Origin of the sequence: Pantoea sp. C8B4, assembly GCF_051336905.1 — a bacterium.
GTDB lineage: Bacteria > Pseudomonadota > Gammaproteobacteria > Enterobacterales > Enterobacteriaceae > Pantoea > Pantoea rwandensis_B.
In genome coordinates this window covers 40,374-61,358 of record NZ_JBGMNK010000012.1, presented here as the reverse complement: position 1 = coordinate 61,358, position 20,985 = coordinate 40,374, and the positions used below count along the sequence as shown (strand labels likewise).

General features: G+C 53.6%; 23 protein-coding genes. 13 read left to right on the top strand and 10 right to left on the bottom strand.

Features of this window, described 5'->3' with window-relative positions; translation table 11 throughout:
• Window position 1: 1 nt before the first annotated feature.
• Window positions 2-1,045, bottom strand: coding sequence for an ADP-heptose--LPS heptosyltransferase RfaF (gene rfaF, locus ACCW76_RS15460; protein ID WP_038644061.1), 1,044 nt, complete (start codon window positions 1,043-1,045; stop codon window positions 2-4).
• Between the two features lie 17 nt (window positions 1,046-1,062).
• Window positions 1,063-1,995 (bottom strand): ADP-glyceromanno-heptose 6-epimerase, encoded by a 933-nt coding sequence (gene rfaD, locus ACCW76_RS15455; RefSeq protein WP_045815712.1) that lies wholly within the window; start codon window positions 1,993-1,995, stop codon window positions 1,063-1,065.
• Window positions 1,996-2,226: 231 nt separating this feature from the next.
• Between rfaD and ACCW76_RS15450 the strand changes: the two genes are divergently transcribed.
• Complete coding sequence (locus ACCW76_RS15450) at window positions 2,227-3,435, top strand: glycine C-acetyltransferase (RefSeq protein WP_436339068.1); 1,209 nt, start codon at window positions 2,227-2,229, stop codon at window positions 3,433-3,435.
• Complete coding sequence (gene tdh, locus ACCW76_RS15445; protein WP_045833634.1) at window positions 3,432-4,460, top strand: L-threonine 3-dehydrogenase; 1,029 nt, start codon at window positions 3,432-3,434, stop codon at window positions 4,458-4,460. Before ACCW76_RS15450 ends, tdh begins: the two co-directional genes overlap by 4 nt.
• A 35-nt stretch (window positions 4,461-4,495) precedes the next feature.
• On the opposite strand, the gene ACCW76_RS15440 is transcribed toward tdh, so the two are convergent.
• Window positions 4,496-5,578, bottom strand: coding sequence for a glycosyltransferase (locus ACCW76_RS15440; protein WP_436339102.1), 1,083 nt, complete (start codon window positions 5,576-5,578; stop codon window positions 4,496-4,498).
• 186 nt (window positions 5,579-5,764) lie between these two features.
• Here ACCW76_RS15440 and ACCW76_RS15435 point away from each other — a divergent pair, with 186 nt between their 5' ends.
• From ACCW76_RS15435 to coaD, 7 genes are all read left to right on the top strand, one after another.
• Window positions 5,765-6,724: a polysaccharide deacetylase family protein gene (locus tag ACCW76_RS15435; RefSeq protein WP_045815716.1), complete on the top strand. Its 960-nt coding sequence runs from the start codon at window positions 5,765-5,767 to the stop codon at window positions 6,722-6,724.
• A gap of 107 nt (window positions 6,725-6,831) precedes the next feature.
• Window positions 6,832-7,824 (top strand): glycosyltransferase, encoded by a 993-nt coding sequence (locus ACCW76_RS15430; protein WP_436339066.1) that lies wholly within the window; start codon window positions 6,832-6,834, stop codon window positions 7,822-7,824.
• Between the two features lie 73 nt (window positions 7,825-7,897).
• The gene (gene rfaQ, locus ACCW76_RS15425; protein ID WP_436339064.1) at window positions 7,898-8,974 is read left to right on the top strand and encodes a putative lipopolysaccharide heptosyltransferase III; all 1,077 of its coding nucleotides are present in this window, start codon (window positions 7,898-7,900) and stop codon (window positions 8,972-8,974) included.
• On the top strand, window positions 8,967-10,100 hold the full coding sequence (locus tag ACCW76_RS15420; RefSeq protein WP_436339063.1) for a glycosyltransferase family 4 protein: 1,134 nt from the start codon (window positions 8,967-8,969) through the stop codon (window positions 10,098-10,100). The genes rfaQ and ACCW76_RS15420 overlap by 8 nt, the downstream gene beginning before the upstream one ends.
• Window positions 10,101-10,185: 85 nt before the next feature.
• Complete coding sequence (waaA, locus tag ACCW76_RS15415) at window positions 10,186-11,460, top strand: lipid IV(A) 3-deoxy-D-manno-octulosonic acid transferase (RefSeq protein ID WP_436339062.1); 1,275 nt, start codon at window positions 10,186-10,188, stop codon at window positions 11,458-11,460.
• Window positions 11,461-11,463: 3 nt separating this feature from the next.
• The gene (locus ACCW76_RS15410; protein WP_436339060.1) at window positions 11,464-12,240 is read left to right on the top strand and encodes a glycosyltransferase family 2 protein; all 777 of its coding nucleotides are present in this window, start codon (window positions 11,464-11,466) and stop codon (window positions 12,238-12,240) included.
• The gene (coaD, locus tag ACCW76_RS15405; protein ID WP_200681120.1) at window positions 12,237-12,722 is read left to right on the top strand and encodes a pantetheine-phosphate adenylyltransferase; all 486 of its coding nucleotides are present in this window, start codon (window positions 12,237-12,239) and stop codon (window positions 12,720-12,722) included. Before ACCW76_RS15410 ends, coaD begins: the two co-directional genes overlap by 4 nt.
• Here the strand turns inward: coaD and mutM are convergent, their stop codons facing one another.
• From mutM to radC, 4 genes are all read right to left on the bottom strand, one after another.
• Entirely contained in the window at window positions 12,723-13,532 is an 810-nt protein-coding gene (gene mutM, locus ACCW76_RS15400; RefSeq protein ID WP_436339059.1) for a bifunctional DNA-formamidopyrimidine glycosylase/DNA-(apurinic or apyrimidinic site) lyase, read from the bottom strand.
• Between the two features lie 70 nt (window positions 13,533-13,602).
• Window positions 13,603-13,770 (bottom strand): 50S ribosomal protein L33, encoded by a 168-nt coding sequence (rpmG, locus tag ACCW76_RS15395; RefSeq protein ID WP_001051798.1) that lies wholly within the window; start codon window positions 13,768-13,770, stop codon window positions 13,603-13,605.
• 18 nt (window positions 13,771-13,788) lie between these two features.
• Entirely contained in the window at window positions 13,789-14,025 is a 237-nt protein-coding gene (rpmB, locus tag ACCW76_RS15390; protein WP_007885297.1) for a 50S ribosomal protein L28, read from the bottom strand.
• A gap of 243 nt (window positions 14,026-14,268) precedes the next feature.
• Window positions 14,269-14,925, bottom strand: a complete 657-nt coding sequence (gene radC, locus ACCW76_RS15385) for a RadC family protein (RefSeq protein ID WP_436339058.1) — start codon at window positions 14,923-14,925, stop codon at window positions 14,269-14,271.
• A 189-nt stretch (window positions 14,926-15,114) separates the two neighbouring features.
• Between radC and coaBC the strand changes: the two genes are divergently transcribed.
• From coaBC to slmA, 3 genes are all read left to right on the top strand, one after another.
• A complete protein-coding gene (coaBC, locus tag ACCW76_RS15380; protein WP_045833647.1) occupies window positions 15,115-16,335 on the top strand; it encodes a bifunctional phosphopantothenoylcysteine decarboxylase/phosphopantothenate--cysteine ligase CoaBC in 1,221 nt (406 codons plus the stop codon).
• Entirely contained in the window at window positions 16,313-16,771 is a 459-nt protein-coding gene (gene dut / locus ACCW76_RS15375) for a dUTP diphosphatase (RefSeq protein WP_034823835.1), read from the top strand. The genes coaBC and dut overlap by 23 nt, the downstream gene beginning before the upstream one ends.
• Before the next feature lie 115 nt (window positions 16,772-16,886).
• Window positions 16,887-17,483, top strand: a complete 597-nt coding sequence (gene slmA, locus ACCW76_RS15370; RefSeq protein ID WP_045833648.1) for a nucleoid occlusion factor SlmA — start codon at window positions 16,887-16,889, stop codon at window positions 17,481-17,483.
• Between the two features lie 95 nt (window positions 17,484-17,578).
• On the opposite strand, the gene pyrE is transcribed toward slmA, so the two are convergent.
• Window positions 17,579-18,220: an orotate phosphoribosyltransferase gene (pyrE, locus tag ACCW76_RS15365; RefSeq protein WP_034823839.1), complete on the bottom strand. Its 642-nt coding sequence runs from the start codon at window positions 18,218-18,220 to the stop codon at window positions 17,579-17,581.
• A 49-nt stretch (window positions 18,221-18,269) separates the two neighbouring features.
• The gene (rph, locus tag ACCW76_RS15360; RefSeq protein ID WP_034823841.1) at window positions 18,270-18,986 is read right to left on the bottom strand and encodes a ribonuclease PH; all 717 of its coding nucleotides are present in this window, start codon (window positions 18,984-18,986) and stop codon (window positions 18,270-18,272) included.
• Between the two features lie 146 nt (window positions 18,987-19,132).
• Here rph and ACCW76_RS15355 point away from each other — a divergent pair, with 146 nt between their 5' ends.
• Entirely contained in the window at window positions 19,133-20,317 is a 1,185-nt protein-coding gene (locus tag ACCW76_RS15355) for a NupC/NupG family nucleoside CNT transporter (protein WP_045833666.1), read from the top strand.
• 67 nt (window positions 20,318-20,384) lie between these two features.
• Here ACCW76_RS15355 and ACCW76_RS15350 read toward each other — a convergent pair whose 3' ends face one another.
• Entirely contained in the window at window positions 20,385-20,828 is a 444-nt protein-coding gene (locus ACCW76_RS15350) for a DUF3574 domain-containing protein (RefSeq protein WP_038649786.1), read from the bottom strand.
• Between the last annotated feature and the right edge of the window lie 157 nt (window positions 20,829-20,985).

Here is a 20,985-nt window from a genome sequence, read left to right as displayed (position 1 = left end):
GCTACTCCTGCACCAAATGCAGCAGCGTGCTGAGTTCCTGATGAACTCGAGCCGGCTGAATATCAATGAGACTTTGGTGATAACCCTCTTCGGCATCACCTTTGCGTACTTTGTGATAGCCGGAGATTAAACGAATTACGCGCGCCTGATGAGACAGCGGTGGTGTGAAATCCGGACTACTTGGGCCATACAAGGCGACCAAAGGACGGTTAAGTGCCGCGGCAATGTGCATCAACCCGGAATCATTACTGACGATAGCCGCACAATGTGCGATTAAGATAACCGCTTGTTCTAATTGCGTATCGCCGGCCAGATTTTTGCAGTGTACCCGCGCTGATTCCGATAACGTTTGAACGATAGTGTCACCGGTTTCGCGATCTTTCGCGGAACCGAACAACACCACCTGGTACCCTTCACCAATCAGTTGTTCAGCAAGCGCAGCGTAATGATAGTGCGGCCAGCGTTTCGCTGGACCAAATTCGGCACCAGGGCAGAACCCTATAGCAGGACGATCGGCCGACAAAGAAAACTGTGCTGCCGTCATGCGCTTCTCGTCTTCATCGACACGCAACTGTGGCCACAGTAATGGCTGCGGCAACTGTTGAGCGGAGGCGATGGGTTTGTCGTAGCCCAGTGCAACATAGCGCTCCACCATCAGCGGAAACGCGGCTTTATCCAGCACACGCACATCGTTCAACACGCCATAACGCATCTCACCGCGCCAGCCGACACGGCGCTTAATACCTGCAAAGAACGGCACCAGCGCTGATTTGAACGAATTCGGCAGCACATAAGCACGGTCATAACCGCTGGCCTGAAGGGATTTCCCCAAACGCCGCCTTTCACCCAGTGCCAAAGCACCATGGCCCAGTGGCATCGCCAGCGCTTGATTGACTTCCGGCATCCGTGACAGCAGTGGCCGACACCATGCCGGTGCCATCACATCAATGACCGCATCCGGGTGCTCAGCCTTGAGCGTGCGATAGAGACTTTGCGACATCATCATATCGCCGACCCAGGAAGGGCCAATGACCAGAATTTTCATCGCTGGTGCCGGTTTCCTTATGCTTTACGATTGAGCCAGGTCATGTATTCACCCACACCTTGAGCAACGGTTTTGAATGGCTTGTCATAACCCGCTGCGCGAAGATTGGTCAGGTCCGCCTGAGTGAATGCCTGATAGCGGCCTTTCAGTTTCTCAGGGAACGGGATGTATTCGATCTGGCCTTGCTGATGGAACTTCAGTACTGCATCGGCGACTTCCTGGAAGGACTCCGCACGGCCAGTACCACAGTTGTAGATGCCAGATACACCGTTTTCCCAGCACCACAGGTTTACCGCAACAACATCGTCAACATGGATGAAATCGCGGCGGAAGTCGTCGCTGCCTTCAAACAGCTTTGGATTTTCACCGTTGCTGATCTGAGTATTGAGGTGGAAAGCCACACTCGCCATACCGCCTTTGTGACCTTCGCGTGGGCCGTAAACGTTGAAATAGCGGAACCCACACACTGGAGAATCGGCTTCCGGCAAAATCTGACGCACGTAGTGGTCGAAGAGCATTTTCGAGTAGCCATAGACGTTCAGCGGCTGCTCATACTGGCGCTCTTCAATGAAGTTTTCATTGCGGCCACCGTAAGTGGCCGCCGAAGAGGCGTATAGGAAAGGAATTTCGCGTTCCAGGCAGAAATGCAGCAAGTCTTTCGAGTACTGATAGTTGTTATCCATCATGTACTTGCCATCCCACTCTGTGGTCGCCGAGCAGGCACCTTCATGGAATACCGCTTCGATTGGACCCAGATCTTCGCCGGACATGATGTAAGAGAGGAACTCTTCTTTGTCCATGTAGTCTGCGATATCCAGATCTGCGAGATTCACGAATTTGGTGCCATCTTTCAGATTATCCACCACCAGAATATCGGTAAGACCGCGATCGTTCAGCGCTTTAACAATGTTGCTGCCAATCATGCCAGCGCCACCGGTTACGATAATCATATGCTTTGCCTTTAAACAGTTGGGGTGAAACAGGAGGTTTCACGCACGAATGCCTAACATCATAACATTTCAGCCCGCGGCAGGCAGCCAGATGACTCCGTAACCGCTGCACAATTTGCATCCATCGCGTGAACTATGCTGCAAAACGAAGATTTCTCTGGCGGAAATGTCGGCACGATGCGTCCTGATCAGTAATATGTGCCAAAATTTTGCTATCTGAGGAGCAGAATCATGTCCAGTCAGTTTTATTCGCAAATCCGTCAACAGCTTGAGACAACACGTAGCGATGGATTGTTCAAACAAGAACGTACCATCACGTCGGCGCAGCAGGCTGAGATCCATGTCGCTAATAGTCCTCCGGTGATTAACTTCTGCGCCAACAACTATCTCGGTCTGGCGAATCACCCCGCGCTTATTCAGGCCGCCAAAGAAGGCATGGATTCCCACGGCTTCGGCATGGCATCCGTGCGCTTTATCTGCGGCACACAAGATATCCATCAGCAGTTGGAACAAAAGCTGGCGGCCTTTCTCGGCATGGAAGATGCCATCCTGTTTTCCTCTTGCTTCGATGCCAATGGCGGTCTGTTTGAAACGCTGCTCAGTGCGGAAGATGCCATCATCTCTGATGCACTCAATCATGCCTCAATTATCGATGGCGTACGCCTGTGTAAGGCCCAGCGCTATCGTTATGCCAACAACGATATGTCTGAGTTACGCGCTCGGTTAGAGGAAGCGCGTGATAAAGGTGCACGCCATATTCTGATCGCCACAGACGGTGTGTTCTCGATGGATGGCGTGATTGCCAATCTGCAAGGCATTTGCGATTTGGCCGACGAATTTGACGCATTGGTGATGGTTGATGATTCCCATGCGGTCGGTTTTGTCGGTGCAACTGGGCGTGGTACCCATGAATACTGCGGCGTAATGGATCGCGTAGATATCCTGACTGGCACCTTAGGCAAAGCGCTAGGTGGTGCTTCCGGTGGCTATGTGGCTGCGAAAAAAGAGGTGGTTGAATGGCTACGCCAGCGTTCACGCCCTTACCTATTTTCCAATTCCCTCGCACCTGCCATCGTCGCCGCCTCACTGCGGGTGTTAGACCTGCTCAGTGAAGGCGATGGGTTACGCCAGCGCCTTTGGGATAACGCCCGATTCTTCCGCGAGAAGATGACCGCAGCCGGCTTTACGCTGGCGGGTGCTGACCACGCCATCATTCCGGTAATGCTTGGCGATGCAAAAGTGGCTCAGCAGTTTGCCAGCCTGCTGCAAAAAGAGGGCATCTACGTCACAGGCTTCTTTTATCCGGTGGTGCCGCAAGGTCAGGCACGCATCCGCACTCAGATATCTGCAGGTCATACGCAGGCACAACTGGAACATGCCGTTGCCGCCTTCACTCGCATTGGCCGACAGTTGGGCGTGATCGCAGGAGCAGAACGATGAAAGCATTGGCCAAACTCAAAGCCGAAGAAGGTATCTGGATGGTGAAGGATGCACCGATTCCGGAACCTGGTCACAACGACCTGCTGATTAAAATTCGTAAAACCGCAATTTGCGGCACCGATGTTCACATTTACAACTGGGATGATTGGTCGCGTAAAACCATTCCCGTTCCAATGATCACTGGTCATGAATATGTCGGCGAAGTCGTCGGTATGGGCGAAGAGGTAAGAGGCTTTTCCCTTGGCGATCGTGTGTCCGGCGAAGGTCATATCACCTGCGGTCACTGCCGAAATTGCCGCGCCGGTCGCACTCACTTGTGCCGCAATACCGTGGGTGTCGGCGTCAATCGTCAGGGCTGTTTTGCTGAGTACCTGGTCATCCCTGCATTTAACGCTTTCAAGATTCCCGACAATATCTCTGACGAGCTGGCAGCGATTTTCGATCCCTTTGGCAACGCCGTGCATACCGCGCTCTCGTTTGATCTGGTCGGCGAGGATGTGCTGATCTCTGGCGCTGGCCCCATTGGTATTATGGCTGCAGCGGTGTGCAAACATGTAGGCGCACGCAATGTGGTCATCACCGATATCAATGAATATCGCCTCGGTCTGGCACGCCAGATGGGTGTGACACGCGCCGTCAATGTGGCGCAGGAAAATCTGCGCGATGTGATGGCTGAGCTGGGTATGACCGAAGGTTTCGATGTCGGGCTGGAGATGTCTGGCGCGCCTCCCGCGTTTCGCACCCTGCTGGAGGTGATGAACCATGGTGGGCGAATCGCTCTACTGGGCATTCCGCCGGGCGAGATGGCGATCGATTGGAATCTGGTGATCTTCAAAGGACTGTTCATCAAAGGCATCTATGGCCGCGAGATGTTTGAAACCTGGTACAAAATGGCAGCGTTGATTCAATCCGGCCTCGATTTAACGCCCATCATCACACATCGCTACCACATCGATGAATTCCAGCAGGGATTTGACGAGATGCGATCCGGGCGTTCAGGAAAAGTGGTATTGAGCTGGGATTAAGGATTCACAGGGAGGCTTTTGGGCCTCCCATAGATTCACTTAATCAGCGCCAGATATTGCTGACAGATTGCCGCCGTATCAAATTCAGCAAAGGCATCCGCTGCTAACAACGGCGGGCGCTGATAAATGTCACACATTGCTGCTGCCAGCGATTCAGGATTGAGATCCGCCAGACCGCGCGCTAAATCACCTTGCAACAGCCACATCGGGCCACCCGGACAACGCGTACTGACGACAGGCGTGCCACACAATACGGCTTCGATCAGCACATTACCAAAACCCTCGCTATCCGAACTGACGATCAGCATTGTCGCCCGGCTGATCCATGCATAAGGGTTTTGTGTAAAGCCCTGGAAAATAACACGATCGGCAATCCCTAGCGCTTGCGCCTGGGCTTCTAAAGCGGCTTTACGCTGCGCCGATCCCTGCCCCAATAACACCAACGGCAACTGAATATTGCTTAATGCGTAAGCCTTTAACAGGCGGTCATGCCGTTTAGTTTCGTGGAAGCGCCCGACATGCACCAGAAAACCAGACTCAGGCACTTCAGCGGGCTCTGCTGCCAACTGCCGAATCAGTGCAATATCGAACGGATTGCCAATCACCGCTTCGCCTGTGAGCTTCACAGCAAAGGCCTCTTTCAAATCCTCCAGCACGGCGGGTGAAACGCCGACCACGTTACGCCCCTGATAAACCTGCTGGATTTTACGCGCCTTTAACCAGCGTGATAATCCGGTGCGATGCCCAAGATAGGAGGCTGAAAACACGCCATGCAGGCAGAACCAGGTTTTCTTCGCATCCAGCGCGCGACTTCGACGCACAATACGGTCGGTTTTGTGCAGATGAGACACCACAAGATCAAATTCACCTGCCGTTTTCTCCGCCTGTTGTATTGCTGCGTCCAGCAAACGGGCCCGACGACTCAGCTCGGTGAGTTTGCGCCAGGGTCGACGATTGGTGTCCAGAATGACCTGATAATCCACTCCCTGCGGCAAGGGGTATTCGCACACTTTTCGCAGGGAAAACAGTGATACACGGTGCCCCTGTGCCAACATACCGGTGACCAGCGTCAGAACCACTTTTTCAGCGCCGCCGCCCGGCAATCCATCTATCACCATGAGTATGCGTTTTGACAAAATATTCTACCTGTCTGAATGAAATAACATGTGGTTGCCTGCAGTCCTGGCCAGGATAGTAGCGCAGATCCTTCGTGCTTTTCGCCTGTTTCCTGCCCGGGCAAATAGTTTTGCGTCACTGAATGGCTCAGCGTAACATTGCGATTTTATTGGCTTCAGGCGGCGAACATGACCCGGCACGCGTTCCTTATTACCATTGACACTGAAGGCGACAACCTTTGGCGCAATCACCGTTCAATCACCACCGAAAATACCGGCTATCTGCCACGTTTTCAGGACCTGTGCGAGCGTTATGGTTTTAAACCCACCTGGCTGACCAACTATGAAATGGCGATGGATCCTGCTTTTGTGGAATTCGGTAAAGATGTCATCGCACGCAAACAAGGTGAGATTGGCATGCATCTGCATGCATGGAACAGTCCGCCAGAAGCTCCACTCACCGATGATGACTGGCGTTGGCAGCCTTTCCTGGTCGAATACCCGGATACCGTGCTGCGCGATAAAGTCGTTTATATGACTGATCTGTTGGAAGAAAAGTTCCAGACCAAAATGCTGAGCCATCGTGCAGGGCGCTGGGCATTTGATGAACGCTATGCCGCCATTCTCACCGAATTAGGCTATCAGGTGGATTGTTCCGTTACCCCGCGCGTGAACTGGTCCTACACACGCGGCGCGCCACAGGGTAAAGGCGGCACTAACTATACAGATTTTCCGTTCAAACCTTATTTCATCGATCCGCAGGATATCTCACGCAGCGGCAACTCTTCACTGCTCGAAATCCCTATGAGTATTCAATACAAATACTCGCCTTTGATGAATACCTTCAAACAAAGTCTGTATCGACTTCGCGGCAAGCAAAAAAGCCCCGCCGTACATTGGCTGCGCCCGTCCGGCGGTAATCTTGCGGATATGCAGCGAGTGGTCGAAATGTCGCTGGCAGAAGGGAACAATTACACGGAATTTATGTTGCATAGCTCAGAATTTATGCCTGATGGTAGTCCTACATTTAAGAATGAGCGTGACATAGAAAAGCTCTATGAAGACCTGGAAGCACTCTTTAGCTGGCTAGCACCACGATTTGAAGGCCAAACGCTGGCTGAGTATTACTGCAAATTTAACCAGCGTTAAGCAGCGCCTCAGTCATTAGACAAAGAAGAAACGCAGAACCACTGGGCATTCCGGCGCGTGCTTCTTTATTATTTCTTCAATTAGACTGATTTTGAGCATTCCATTTTATGTATTCAACTCAACCGCCCTTGCTTAGCATTATCACCCCGATGTTCAATGCGGGCAGTATGTTCGATGATTTCATACAGGCACTCCTCGCACAAACTCTGACTCAGATGGAAATTATCATCGTCGATGATGGGTCTACGGATGAATCGGGTGAACGTGCAGATGCATACGCACAGCAATACCCGCACATTCGGGTCATTCACCAAGCCAATGGCGGCGTGTCGCGTGCGCGCAATGCCGGGCTCGCAATGGCGCGCGGGAAATACGTTACTTTCCCGGATGCCGATGACACCATGAACCCGGCGATGTATCAAACGCTGGTGGAGATGGCAGAACGGGATGATTTAGACGCCGCACAATGTAATGCAGAGTGGTTTTTCAAAGCCAGCCAAACAACCAAACCGCTCATCCCACTGGATCGCTTAACCAGCACAGCGGTGTTAAGTGGACCAGAATGGCTCAACAAGGCCTTGAAAACCCATCGGTATATGCATGTTGTATGGCTAGGTATTTATCGCCGTGATCTGATTGAACAAAACAATCTCACTTTCGAACCGGGATTGCATCATCAGGATATTCCCTGGACCACAGAGTTCATGTTCAATGCCAAACGCGTGCGCTACACCGATCAAATGCTCTACCGCTACTACCTGCACGATGCCTCCATCAGCAACCGCAAACGCACCGGTCAACGAAATGTCGAGTATCAACGCCATTACCTGAAAATTGCGCAGATGCTGGAAGAGATCAATGCACGCTATCGCGATAAAGTTAAAATCTATCCCGTATTCCATTATCAAATTACGCGTGAAGCGCTCAGCGTCTGCCATTCCATTCGCCGTGAACCGGAAGAGAGCGCACGGCAGGCGATGATTGCGGATCTGTTTGCCACGCAAACCCATAAACGGATGCTGCGTAATGCACGCGGCGCGCGGCAGTGGTATCAACTGCTGTTATGGCTGAGTCGCATTTATCGCTGGCGTAACAAATAAGCGTCGCGGCTGGCTTTCGCCCTATAGGGGTTTGCCCTACAATCAGCTCACTGAAATTTGAGATCATTTGAGTATGGCAAGCCCGATTCCAGTCCAATTTGCACCGAAAAACATTCTGCTGATCAAGCTGCGCCATCACGGCGATATGCTGCTGACCACGCCCGTTATCAATGCGCTCCGCCAACGCTATCCCCAGGCCAACATCGACGTCCTGTTGTACAAAGAGACGCGGCCGATGCTGGAAGCGCACCCCGCTATTCGCCAGTTGCACATCATTGACCGCAACTGGAAAAAAGAGGGCGGCTGGCAGAAGTTCCGCCACGAGATGGCTCTACTTTCAGCTGTACGTGCCTGTCATTATGACCTGGTGATTAACCTCGCCGACCAGTGGCGTAGCGCGATTATCACGCGTTTTTCAGCCGCTCCGGTGCGTATTGGGTTTGCCTACGCCAAACGTGATCACGCCCTGTGGCGTTGGTGCCATAACTATCTGGTTTCGACAAAAACACATAATCAATTGCATACCGTCGAGCAGAATATGGCGGCGCTTGAGCCGCTAGGTATCAGCGCGGAAGGTGCAAAAGCCTCAATGCACTATAGTGCGGCAGATAGACAGAAAGTGCAGGATGCATTGGCTCAGCAAAAGGTCAGCGGGCCGTTTATCGTGTTACAGCCGACATCGCGTTGGGTATTTAAATGCTGGGAAGATGAAAAGGTCGCGCAGCTGATTGATACGCTCGCGGCTGACGGCCATACCCTTGTTCTTACCGCTGCCCCAGACCAGAAAGAGCAAGCGATGATTGCTCACATTCAGTCGCTGTGCCACAGCCAGAATGTGGTTTCACTTGCTGGGCAGTTTTCATTGCCGCAACTGGCGGCATTGATTGATGCCGCGCAGCTGTTTATCGGTGTGGATTCTGCCCCCATGCACATGGCCGCCGCACTCGATACGCCCTGTCTTGCGCTGTTTGGCCCCACCAAACTGCAACACTGGCGTCCGTGGGGTGAAAACAATCGCGTGATCTGGGCCGGTGATTATGCACCGCTGCCTTCGCCAGACGACATCGATACCAAAACAGAACAGCGCTATCTCTCAGCCATTCCGGTGGATGATGTGGTGGCCGCCGCCAGGAGTTTTTTGCATGACTAAGTTACGCCTGGCGATTGTCCGTCAGAAATATCGTCCGGATGGCGGTGCCGAGCGTTTCATCTCGCGGGCGCTGGAAGCACTGGACAGCGAACAGCTCGATCTGAATATCATCACACGTAGCTGGCAGGGCACACCCAATCCGGCCTGGCATCTGCACATCTGCAATCCCGCTAAATTTGGACGCGTATCGCGCGAACGCGGCTTTGCCCGCGCAGCACGTGCATGCTGGGAACGTGAAAAGTTCGATATCGTGCAGAGCCACGAACGCATTGCGGGCTGCGATATTTTTCGCGCCGGTGATGGCGTCCATCGCGTGTGGCTGGAACAACGTGCGCGTATCGTCTCACCCTGGCAGCGTTTGAGCGCCAGCCTGAGTCCTTATCATCGCTATGTTTTGCAGGCTGAAGCAGAGATGTTCAATGCAGCATCTTTAAAAGCAGTAATCTGTAACTCTGAGATGGTGAAGCAAGATATTTTGCGTCATTTCACGCTAGATGCCAGCAAAATCCATGTCATTCACAACGCCATTGATAGCCAGCGTTTCCAGCCAGCAACAGAAGCTCAGCGCTATGCCATGCGCCAGCAATTGACGCTGCCACAAGATGCCACGGTGATGATCTACGTGGGTTCAGGCTTTGAGCGCAAAGGCTTGAAAGCCGCCATTGAAGCACTCGCCCACAGCGATCGCTATCTGGTTGTGGTTGGCCAGGACAAGCAACTTTCACGCTATCAGCAGTTGGCTAACCAGCTTAATTGCCTCGATCGCTTGCGCTTTGTTGGCGTGCAGCAGGATGTGCAGCCCTATTATCACGCCGCTGACGCCTTACTGTTGCCCACGCTTTATGATCCTTTTCCGAATGTGGTGCTGGAAGCGATGGCCTGCGGTTTGGCCGTGATTACCAGCACCGGCTGTGGCGGCGCAGAATTTATTCAAGCCGGCCAGGAAGGCTTCGTTTGTGATGCATTAGATATCAAGGCATTAAATGACGCCATTGTCGCCACACCTGCACTTTCGCAGAATTCTGCCATGGGTGAAGCCGCACGCCGCAGAATCGAACCTTTTGGTCCGCAGCGGCTGGCGCAGTCGCTGACTTCACTCTATCAGCAGGTGCTGAGGGCCAGCTGACGAAGTGGTATGAGCAAGCGGTCAGTTTCTGATAACATGCCGCCTTTCATGTGTTTTTTGACGCGAATCTGTCGTAACGATAACTATGACAACTCTATACACAGCCCTGCTCTATTTAATACAGCCACTGATCTGGCTGCGCCTGTGGCTGCGCGGTCGAAAAGCACCGGCCTATCGTAAACGCTGGGCGGAACGTTACGGCTACTGCGTGGGCAAAGTTGAACCGCACGGTATCGTGCTGCATTCCGTTTCTGTGGGTGAAACGCTCGCTGCCGTGCCGCTGGTGCGCGCATTGCGCCATCGCTATCCCACACTGCCCATCACCGTGACCACCATGACGCCCACGGGTTCCGAACGCGCTCAGTCCGCGTTTGGTAAAGATGTGCATCATGTCTATCTGCCCTATGATTTGCCCGGTTCGATTAACCGTTTCCTCGATACCGTTGATCCTCGTCTGGTGATCATCATGGAGACCGAATTGTGGCCGAACATCATCCGTATTCTGCATCAGCGCCAAATTCCGCTGGTCATTGCCAATGCCCGTCTGTCAGAGCGTTCGGCCAAAGGTTATAAAAAACTCGGTGGCTTTATGCGTGATTTGCTGCAGCGCATTACGCTGATAGCAGCGCAGAACAACGAGGATGCTGAGCGATTTCTCAGCCTCGGCCTTAAACGAACGCATCTCGCCGTTACCGGTAGCCTGAAGTTTGATATCTCTGTAACGCCAGAACTGGCGGCCCGTGCGGTCACCCTGCGCCGTCAATGGGCATCGCGCCGCCCGGTGTGGATCGCAACCAGCACGCACGAAGGCGAAGAGACCATCATCCTCGATGCGCATCGTCGTCTGCTGCAGCAGTTCCCCGATCTGATGCTGATTCTGGTGCCACGCCATCCTGAACGTTTCAAAGATGCCTGTGAACTGACGCAAAAGCGCGGTTTCAGTTTCACTCTGCGCAGCAGCGGTGAAATTCCGTCTGGCGCAACGCAGGTTGTGATTGGCGACACCATGGGTGAATTAATGCTGCTGTACGGCATCGCCGATATCGCCTTTGTTGGTGGCAGTCTGGTAGAACGCGGCGGTCATAATCCGCTGGAACCGGCCGCCCATGCCATTCCGGTGCTGATGGGTCCGCATATCTGGAACTTCAAAGATATCTGCGCCAAATTGCAGCAGGCAGAAGGCCTGATCACCGTTACCGACGTGGTTTCGCTGGAAAAACAGGTGGCCAACCTGCTGCAGGATGATGATTACCGCCGCTATTACGGTCGCCACGCTGTCGAAGTGCTGCATCAAAATCAGGGCGCATTGCAGCGTCTGCTACAGTTACTCGAACCACATTTGCCGCCACGAGCTCATTAACGCATGCCACAACGCCAACGTCTTTCCGTGGTGATGATCGCCAAAAACGAAGCTGAATTGCTGCCGGAGGCGCTGGCCTCAGTGAGCTGGGCAGATGAGATTGTGCTGCTGGACTCAGGCAGCCAGGATAACACCGTAGCAGTGGCCCGCGCGCACGGCGCGCAGGTGCATCAGGCTGAAGGCTGGGCGGGTTTCGGCAAGCAGCGCCAGCGTGCACAAGCTCATGCAAGAAGCGATATGATTCTGATGCTCGATGCCGATGAACGTGTCACACCCGAGTTACGCCGCGCGATTGAAAACGTACTTGAGCAGCCCCCCTCCGATACCGTTTATAGCCTGGGACGCAGCAATTTGTTTCTTGGCCGCTTTATGCGCCATAGCGGCTGGTATCCGGATCGCGTGATGCGCCTCTATCCTCGCGCACTCAATTACAATGACAATTTGGTGCACGAATCGCTGGAAACCCAGGGCGCATCGGTGGTGGCGTTACCAGGCGATCTCCAGCATCTTACCTGCCGCGATTTGATCGCTTTCCAACGCAAACAGATGAATTATGCCGAAGCCTGGGCGCAAGAACGTTTTCAGCGAGGCAAGCGTTGTGGCATCTTCTCGATTTTCAGCCACACGTTGGGCGCATTCCTTAAGACGTTGCTGCTGCGCGCCGGTTTCCTCGACGGTAAGCAGGGCTGGATTCTGGCCGTCGTCAACGCGCAATACACCTTTAACAAATACTCAGCGCTCTGGGCGCTACATCACACCTCAACACAAGGCCGCGTATGAGCACCAAAGCGATTTATCCCGGCACGTTTGATCCCATCACGTTGGGCCATGTGGATATTGTGACGCGCGCGGCGCAAATGTTTGATCGCATCGTGGTTGCCATTGCCGCTAGCCCCAGCAAAAAGCCGCTGTTTACACTCGATGAGCGCGTAGATTTGGCACGGCAGGCTACTCAGCACTTAGCCAATGTTGAGGTTTTGGGTTTTAGCGATTTGATGGCGAACTTCGCCAAAGCGCAAAATGCCAATGTGCTGGTGCGAGGACTGCGTGCGGTGTCAGATTTCGAATATGAGCTGCAACTGGCACAGATGAACCGTCATCTGCTTCCTTCACTGGAGAGTGTGTTTCTGATGCCGTCCGAAGGATTCTCGTTCGTGTCATCGTCGCTGGTGAAGGAAGTGGCGCGTCATAAAGGTGATGTGCAGGCATTTCTGCCTGCCGTGGTGCATCAGGCATTGCTGGCAAAACTGGCGCAGCCCTGATTAATGCTGGCAGCGAGGGCACCAGAAGGTGCTGCGCTGGCCATGTTTGCCGCTGACGATTGGCGTACCGCAGGCTCGGCAGGGTTCGCCCGTTCGGCCATAGACCTGCAATTCCTGAGCAAAGTAGCCAGGCTTTCCATCCGTTTGCAGGAAATCACGTAGCGTGGTTCCGCCCTGCTCAATCGAACGCAGCAATACGGCCTTGATTGTCGCCACCATCAACTCCGCTTCATCACGACTCAAACTCATCGCCGGTCGATCGGGTAAGATCCCGGCGGTAAACAGTGATTCGCTGGCGTAAATGTTGCCCACGCCGACCACCACTTTGTTATCCATCAGCCACTGTTTAATGACCGTGCGTTTGCCGCGCGACTTCTCAAACAGATAAGCACCATCGAATTCGCTGCTGAGCGGCTCAGGACCGAGATGTGCCAGTACGCTGCTGCCTTCCAGATCAGGGGTCCACAACCACGCACCAAAGCGGCGTGGATCGGTATAACGTAGCACCTTGCCGTTGCTCATCACCAAATCGACGTGATCGTGTTTTGCGGCGGGCTGCTCACCTGGAAGGACTCGAAGGCTGCCAGACATGCCGAGATGAATGATAATCCAGCCGTGTGGCAGTTCCAGCAGCAGGTATTTTGCGCGCCGTTGCACGCTCAGCACCGGCTGGTCACTTAGCGCATGGATTTCGTGCGAGACCGGCCAGCGCAGGCGTGAATTACGCACAATCGCATGCAAAATGGTCGCGCCTACCATATGTGGCTCAATACCACGTCGGCTGGTTTCTACCTCTGGTAATTCAGGCATGTCCTCTCCTCAACAAAGCGCAGAAACAAAAAACCCGGCCGAAGCCGGGTTTTTCGCAAGAACACTAAAATTACTTAATTTTAGCTTCTTTGTAGATCACGTGCTGACGTACAACCGGATCGAACTTTTTCAGTTCCAGTTTCTCTGGTTTAGTACGTTTGTTCTTCGTGGTGGTATAGAAGTGACCTGTACCAGCAGAGGAAACCAGCTTGATCTTCTCACGAATACCTTTAGCCATGATTCAGTTCCTTAGTACTTAGTACTTCTCACCACGGGCGCGGATTTCGGTCAGAACCGTATCAATGCCCTTTTTATCAATAACACGCATACCTTTAGCAGATACACGCAGAGTAACGAAGCGCTTTTCGCTCTCAACCCAGAAACGGTGAGAGTGCAGGTTCGGCAGGAAACGGCGTTTCGTCGCGTTCATTGCGTGGGAACGGTTGTTACCCGTCACCGGACGCTTTCCAGTTACCTGGCAGACTCGTGACATTTCTATTCTCCAAAAATCAAATCAGCTCGAGCTTTAAAAACTAGGTTTTGGCCGCCTCGTCAGGCCTTAGCCCGCCCAGGCGAGTTCCATGTGAACCCGCTAAGCTGGCCCAAACGCCAAACCCGAGATTCTCAAAGGTGGCGTAGTATACGCCGCTCAGCCCGAGTGCTCAAGTCCCGAACAAATAAAGATCCCGATGGATCGCGTGAAAATGCATCATTTCTGCTCAATCGGGCGGATGTTTTACAGCCATCCGCGCTCTGCGAAAGAGGTAAACTCGCCATGACCGATCACCAAATGATCCAGTAAGCGAATATTCAGCAGCGCGCAAGCCTGCCCGACTTTCACGGTGATATCGCGATCGGCACGGCTCGGTTCAGCGACACCAGAGGGATGATTATGCGCCAGAATCACGGCGGCTGCGTTGAGTTTTAACGCTTCACGCACAATTTCACGTGGATGGACTTCAACACTGGCAATACTGCCGGTGAACATTTTTTGCGCCTGCAGAACCCGATGCTGATTATCCAAAAACAGCGCCATAAAAACTTCTCGCTCCTGATGCGCCAGCACACTTTGCAGGTAATGCCTTGTCACCTGTGGATTCTCCATCACATTTTCTCGCGCCAGCTGACTGGCGAAAAAACGTCGCCCAAGTTCAGCAACCGCATGCAGTTGGGTAATTTTGGCCGTGCCTACGCCTTTAATCACGCTCAGTTCTGTTTCATTTGCGGTCATGATGCGATATAGCGAGCCAAACTCGTTAAGCATTTGTCGCGCCAGTGCCATCACCGGGATACCGTGGCTGCCGGTGCGCAAAAAAATCGCCAGCAGTTCTGCATCGCTCAATGATTCTGCGCCTGTGATGGCCAGTTTTTCTCGTGGGGCCAGTTCCGTCATGACATTCTCCTTCCTGGGTCAGGGTGATTGTGCGTATTTGCCAGGAGGCATACCAGCAAGCCGGTCGCGATTTCAGAGCCATCTCGCAAAGGGCGCAGGCCGTGAAAAGGCGGTCGATGGATTTTGTGATAAAGTTGCCTGCATCTGCCGCATCACAGCGGCAATCCGTTTTGAGTTGAGGCAAAGAACATGACGGGATTAGCCGGAAAAAAAATTCTGCTCGGCGTCAGCGGCGGTATTGCTGCTTATAAAACACCCGAGTTGGTTCGTCGTCTGCGCGATCGTGGCGCAGAGGTGCGTGTCATGATGACTGATGCAGCGAAAGCCTTTATCACTCCGCTCAGCTTACAAGCCGTTTCCGGATACCCGGTGCTGGATGATTTACTCGACCCTGCCGCTGAAGCCGCGATGGGCCATATCGAGCTGGCGAAATGGGCTGATCTGATTGTATTGGCCCCCGCGACCGCCGATTTGATTGCACGCATCACGGCAGGGATGGCTAACGATTTGGTGACCACCGCCTGCCTCGCCAGCGCAGCACCTCTGGCGATCGTGCCGGCCATGAACCAACAGATGTACCGCGCGCCGATTACCCAGGAAAATCTTCAGCGTCTCAATCAGCGAGGCGTTCTGATTTGGGGGCCAGACAGCGGCAGCCAGGCCTGCGGCGATGTGGGCCCCGGCCGCATGCTTGATCCGCTGGCGATTGTCGCTCATGCGCTGGAGTGGGCCGCGCCCGTCAACGATCTGCAACATCTCAACATTATGATCACCGCCGGTCCAACCCGTGAGGCGCTGGACCCGGTTCGTTACATAAGCAATCACAGCTCCGGTAAAATGGGGTTCGCCATTGCCGCCGCCGCAGCAAAACGTGGCGCAACGGTGACACTGGTGGCGGGCCCGGTCACACTGCCCACGCCCGCTGGCGTCACGCGCGTTGATGTGGGGAGTGCACTGGAAATGGAAGCGGCGGTGATGGCGCAAATCAGCCAACAACATATTTTCATTGCCAGCGCTGCCGTGGCAGACTACCGGGCGGCAAACATTGCCGCAGAGAAAATCAAAAAACAGGGTGGCGATGATAACGTCACGCTGCAGTTGGTGAAGAACCCGGATATTGTCGCAGGCGTAGCGGCATTGCAGAAACATCGCCCTTATGTGGTGGGATTTGCTGCCGAAACCCAGAATGTGGAAGAATACGCGCGGCAAAAACGGGTGCGAAAAAATCTGGACCTGATCTGCGCGAACGATGTTGCGCAGGCAGGACAGGGATTCAATAGCGACACCAATGCTCTTCACCTTTTTTGGCAGGAAGGAGAGAAAGTCTTACCGCTCAGTGATAAGACGCTCCTTGGCCAACAATTAATAGACGAGATTGTCAGCCGTTATGATGAAAAAAATCGACGTTAAAATTCTGGATGCGCGCGTGGGTAACGAATTCCCACTGCCAACTTATGCCACCTCGGGTTCTGCGGGTCTCGATCTGCGTGCTTGCCTTGATGGTGCACTGGAGATCTCCCCAGGCATGACCACGCTGGTGCCAACCGGTCTGGCGATTCACATTGCTGACCCTGCGCTGGCCGCTGTGATTTTGCCCCGCTCAGGTCTGGGCCATAAGCATGGGATCGTGCTGGGCAACCTGGTGGGCTTAATCGACTCCGATTATCAGGGCCAACTGATGGTCTCCGTCTGGAACCGTGGTCAGGATAGCTTTACGCTGCAGCCTGGCGACCGTTTGGCACAACTGGTCTTTGTGCCTGTGGTACAAGCCGAATTCAACCTGGTGGAAGATTTTGACACCAGCGATCGCGGCGCCGGCGGTTTCGGCCACTCTGGTCGTCAGTAACACGCGACACTTTTCGCAAGCCATCTTTTTATCTCTCGTCGCCACGGGCCAAACCGCTTGTGGCTGACGAGGCAGTATTGCCTGTTTTTGGTGAATTTCAGGGGTCTTGAAGGTCATGGCAGAAAAAAAAGCCGCGAAACGGAATCGTCGCGAAGAGATTTTGCAGGCGCTAGCGCAAATGCTGGAGTCGGGCGATGGCAGTCAGCGAATCACCACCGCCAAGCTGGCAGCCAATGTAGGCGTTTCGGAAGCGGCACTCTACCGTCACTTCCCGAGCAAAACGCGTATGTTCGACAGCCTGATCGAGTTTATTGAAGACAGTCTGATTACCCGCATCAATCTAATCCTGAAAGATGAGAAAGAAACACTCGCGCGACTGCGTTTAATCGTGCAGCTGATTCTGGGATTTGGTGAGCGTAATCCGGGGCTGACGCGCATTTTGACCGGCCATGCGCTGATGTTTGAACAGGATCGTCTGCAAGGGCGCATCAACCAGTTGTTCGAACGCATCGAGGTGCAACTGCGTCAGGTGATGCGCGAGAAGAAAATGCGTGACGGTGAAGGTTTCCAGACCGATGAAACACTGCTGGCGAGCCAATTACTGGCGTTCTGCGAAGGATTGCTTTCCCGCTATGTGCGTTCTGAATTCCGCTATCGTCCAACAGCTGATTTTGAGAGCCGCTGGCCACTGATTGCGGCACAGTTAGTGTAGCGATTCATCAGGCGCGCCCATGATTGGGTACGCGATAAAGCACCGTGGTTCATCATCCGGTCGCCAGCGATGGCGACCGTGATAAAGCCGCGGTGTTAAATACCGTACTCTTTACGATACGCCCGCACTTTCGCCAGATGGTCTGCCATTTCCGGCTTCTCTTCCAGATAATCAATCAGTTCCGCGAGCGTAATGATCGCCGTGACCTTGCACTGATAGTCACGTTCCACTTCCTGAATGGCGGAGATATCACCACGGCCGCGCTCCTGGCGATCCAGCGAAATCATGACGCCCGCCAATGTAGCATTGTGCGCGCTGATGATATCCATCGATTCACGAATGGCGGTACCCGCGGTGATCACATCATCCACCAGCATCACCTTACCCTGCAGCGGGCTACCGACCAGCAAGCCGCCTTCACCATGGTCTTTGGCTTCTTTACGATTGAAGCAGTAAGGCACATCGCGATCATGATGATCGGCCAGTGCGACGGCCGTGGTGGTGGCAATCGGAATCCCTTTGTAGGCCGGGCCAAACAGCAGATCAAAATCAACGCCGCCATCCACCAGCGCCTGCGCATAGAAACGTCCCAGCAGCGCTAAGTCACGGCCGGTATTGAATAAACCAGCATTAAAGAAGTACGGGCTTTTACGACCCGATTTCAGGGTGAACTCACCAAACTTCAGCACCCCTTTGTTCAGGGCGAATTCAATAAACTGACGCTGCCAGGCTTTCATTTCTCACTCCTCAAATAAAGAAAAGGCGACTCTATGGTCGCCTGTTATATCAATTTGTTAGCGCTGCTTTTTGCGCCTGAATCAACTGCTCAATGCCGCCTCGCGCCAGCGCCAGCAGCTGCAGTAATTCCTCATGGCTGAACGGCTCGCCTTCGGCGGTGCCCTGCACTTCAATCATGCGGCCATCTTCAGTCATGACGACGTTCATATCGGTTTCAGCCGCAGAATCTTCCACGTACTCCAGATCGCACAGCGCTTCACCGCCAACGATACCGACCGAAATCGCCGCCACCATGCCTTTTAACGGGCTGGCTTTTAACTTGCCCGCCGCAACCAGCGCATTCAACGCATCGGCTAACGCGACGCATGCACCGGTAATCGACGCCGTACGCGTGCCACCGTCGGCCTGAATCACGTCGCAGTCCAGTGTAATGGTGAACTCGCCCAGCGCATCCAAATCCACCGCGGCACGCAGCGAACGAGCAATCAGACGTTGAATCTCCAGCGTACGGCCACCTTGCTTACCTTTGGCCGCTTCGCGCGCCATACGGCTGTGGGTGGAACGCGGCAACATGCCATATTCCGCAGTGACCCAGCCCTGACCTTTGCCTTTGAGGAAACGTGGCACACCCTCTTCAACGGTGGCGGTGCACAGCACTTTGGTTTCACCGAACTCAACCAGCACGGATCCTTCTGCATGTTTGGTGTAGTGACGAGTGAGGGTGACGGGACGCACTTCAGATGCGTTACGGCCTGCTGGACGCATGGTTTCTCTCCGGCTTACTTAGGTTTGGCTGCGCATTATACGGACTTCGTGCGCGGCTGTCCTGCCTACATGCGGCACTTTTCCCGGATGAAATTTAGCCTCAGCTGTGGCTAAATGCGCCCTTTCCTCTCATAAAAAGACAAATGATGACAGCAATACTCCATTTCCTGCTGGCGCTGGTGGTGATCTTTGCCCTTGCGCTTTTGGTCAGCCATGACCGCAAACTGATTCGCCCACGCTTTATTATTCAATTGCTGGTGGTTGAAGCGGCACTGGGTTGGTTCTTTCTGCATTCTGCGGGCGGCCAGTCTGTGGTGACCGCTGTCGGCGGCTTCTTTGAAACCTTATTGACCTTTGCTGCGCAAGGTACAGATTTTGTGTTCGGCAATATGGCGAAACAGGGACTGGCGTTTATTTTCCTCGGCGTGCTCTGTCCGATTGTGTTCATCTCCGCCCTGATTGGCATCTTGCAGCACTGGCGTATTCTGCCGTTGTTGATTCGTCTGGTCGGTACCCTGCTGTCGAAGGTGAACGGGATGGGCAAACTCGAATCATTCAATGCCGTGAGTACGCTGATTCTGGGTCAATCGGAGAACTTCATCGCCTATAAAGGTATCCTCGGCGATATCTCCGCACCGCGCATGTACACCATGGCCGCGACCGCGATGTCGACGGTGTCGCTATCGATTGTCGGTGCTTACATGTCGATGATTGATGCAAAATATGTGGTTGCCGCACTGCTACTGAATATGTTCAGTACCTTTATTATCCTGTCGATCATCAATCCGACACGCCCGGAAAATGAAGAACGTATTGCACTGGATAAGCTGCACGAGGATCAGAGCTTCTTTGAGATGCTGGGCGAGTACATTCTGGCAGGTTTTAAAGTGGCGATGATTATTCTGGCGATGCTGATTGGTTTTATCGCCCTGATCGCCGCCATTAACGCTCTGTTTGCCGCGGTATTTGGCTACAGCTTCCAGCAACTGCTTGGCTATGTCTTCTATCCGTTTGCGTGGTTGATTGGCATTCCTTCTGCCGAAGCCCTGCAAGCGGCAAGCATCATGGCGACCAAACTGGTGGCCAATGAATTTGTGGCCATGATTGAGCTGAAGAAAGTCGCTGCGGAAATGTCACCGCGCGGTCTCGGCATTCTGTCCGTGTTTTTAGTGTCGTTTGCTAACTTTGCCTCAATTGGCATCGTGGCGGGAGCGATTAAAGGACTGAATGAGCGCCAGGGCAATGTGGTATCGCGCTTTGGCTGGAAGCTGGTTTATGGTTCCACGCTAGTGAGCCTGCTGTCAGCCGCGTTTGCAGGATTGTTCATTTAATCACAGCGGAGCGGCCAGCTAGCCGCTCTTTACTGGGCCGCGCCCATCAAAGCGGCCCTGTTCTGCTTTAGAACGCGACACACACCAGTGAATCGACACGCATCACCGACTCCTGATCGAAGCGCTTTTTATAAATGTCGCGCAGCGCATTGATGCTGTCAGAACTTGCACGGTCCGGCTGATGTATCAGCATTAACGCTTTACTGTTTTCACGCGCCAGCTTTCCACCCTCTCCCAGCCACTGGCCTTTACCGTCATACACTGAAAGCCCGTCTTTGAATCGTGGTGTGACATCATTATCAACAAATTGCTGCCATTCGCTGCTGCTGATGACGCCGCCTTTCGGCTTGTTCATCCCGAACCACAGGGTGGTTTGCATCATAATGTCCCCTGAGCCGCACACAGCAACAGGAGCGGTATTCGGTGGGATCTGTTCAGGAGGTGCAGCGGTTGTCTGGCATCCGGCCAGAAAGAAGACGAACGCCAACGGCATCGCCAATTTATTCAGCATCATAGCCTCAGACTGTTTAGGTATCACACAGGACATCATAGGGTGTGAAAGGTGGATACGTCATCCTTTTCACCGAAAGTTGCGCGCTGCGTTAGCTCATTGCGCTTATGCCTATCATGGTTTGGCTGCCATCACTATAATGCGAGGAACATTCCTG

Excerpts from the sequence above, each read along its gene's own strand:
- rpmG (WP_001051798.1), bottom strand. The coding sequence starts at position 13,770 with ATGGCTAAAGGTATTCGTGAGAAGATCAAGCTGGTTTCCTCTGCTGGT.
- ACCW76_RS15450 (WP_436339068.1), top strand. The coding sequence starts at position 2,227 with ATGTCCAGTCAGTTTTATTCGCAAATCCGTCAACAGCTTGAGACAACA.
- coaBC (WP_045833647.1), top strand. The coding sequence starts at position 15,115 with ATGACGGGATTAGCCGGAAAAAAAATTCTGCTCGGCGTCAGCGGCGGT.
- ACCW76_RS15410 (WP_436339060.1), top strand. The coding sequence starts at position 11,464 with ATGCCACAACGCCAACGTCTTTCCGTGGTGATGATCGCCAAAAACGAA.
- radC (WP_436339058.1), bottom strand. The coding sequence starts at position 14,925 with ATGACGGAACTGGCCCCACGAGAAAAACTGGCCATCACAGGCGCAGAA.
- waaA (WP_436339062.1), top strand. The coding sequence starts at position 10,186 with ATGACAACTCTATACACAGCCCTGCTCTATTTAATACAGCCACTGATC.
- rfaD (WP_045815712.1), bottom strand. The coding sequence starts at position 1,995 with ATGATTATCGTAACCGGTGGCGCTGGCATGATTGGCAGCAACATTGTT.
- dut (WP_034823835.1), top strand. The coding sequence starts at position 16,313 with ATGATGAAAAAAATCGACGTTAAAATTCTGGATGCGCGCGTGGGTAAC.
- tdh (WP_045833634.1), top strand. The coding sequence starts at position 3,432 with ATGAAAGCATTGGCCAAACTCAAAGCCGAAGAAGGTATCTGGATGGTG.
- rph (WP_034823841.1), bottom strand. The coding sequence starts at position 18,986 with ATGCGTCCAGCAGGCCGTAACGCATCTGAAGTGCGTCCCGTCACCCTC.
- ACCW76_RS15430 (WP_436339066.1), top strand. The coding sequence starts at position 6,832 with ATGTATTCAACTCAACCGCCCTTGCTTAGCATTATCACCCCGATGTTC.
- ACCW76_RS15350 (WP_038649786.1), bottom strand. The coding sequence starts at position 20,828 with ATGCTGAATAAATTGGCGATGCCGTTGGCGTTCGTCTTCTTTCTGGCC.
- ACCW76_RS15435 (WP_045815716.1), top strand. The coding sequence starts at position 5,765 with ATGACCCGGCACGCGTTCCTTATTACCATTGACACTGAAGGCGACAAC.
- ACCW76_RS15440 (WP_436339102.1), bottom strand. The coding sequence starts at position 5,578 with ATGGTGATAGATGGATTGCCGGGCGGCGGCGCTGAAAAAGTGGTTCTG.
- rfaF (WP_038644061.1), bottom strand. The coding sequence starts at position 1,045 with ATGAAAATTCTGGTCATTGGCCCTTCCTGGGTCGGCGATATGATGATG.
- slmA (WP_045833648.1), top strand. The coding sequence starts at position 16,887 with ATGGCAGAAAAAAAAGCCGCGAAACGGAATCGTCGCGAAGAGATTTTG.
- pyrE (WP_034823839.1), bottom strand. The coding sequence starts at position 18,220 with ATGAAAGCCTGGCAGCGTCAGTTTATTGAATTCGCCCTGAACAAAGGG.
- ACCW76_RS15355 (WP_045833666.1), top strand. The coding sequence starts at position 19,133 with ATGACAGCAATACTCCATTTCCTGCTGGCGCTGGTGGTGATCTTTGCC.
- coaD (WP_200681120.1), top strand. The coding sequence starts at position 12,237 with ATGAGCACCAAAGCGATTTATCCCGGCACGTTTGATCCCATCACGTTG.
- rpmB (WP_007885297.1), bottom strand. The coding sequence starts at position 14,025 with ATGTCACGAGTCTGCCAGGTAACTGGAAAGCGTCCGGTGACGGGTAAC.
- mutM (WP_436339059.1), bottom strand. The coding sequence starts at position 13,532 with ATGCCTGAATTACCAGAGGTAGAAACCAGCCGACGTGGTATTGAGCCA.
- rfaQ (WP_436339064.1), top strand. The coding sequence starts at position 7,898 with ATGGCAAGCCCGATTCCAGTCCAATTTGCACCGAAAAACATTCTGCTG.
- ACCW76_RS15420 (WP_436339063.1), top strand. The coding sequence starts at position 8,967 with ATGACTAAGTTACGCCTGGCGATTGTCCGTCAGAAATATCGTCCGGAT.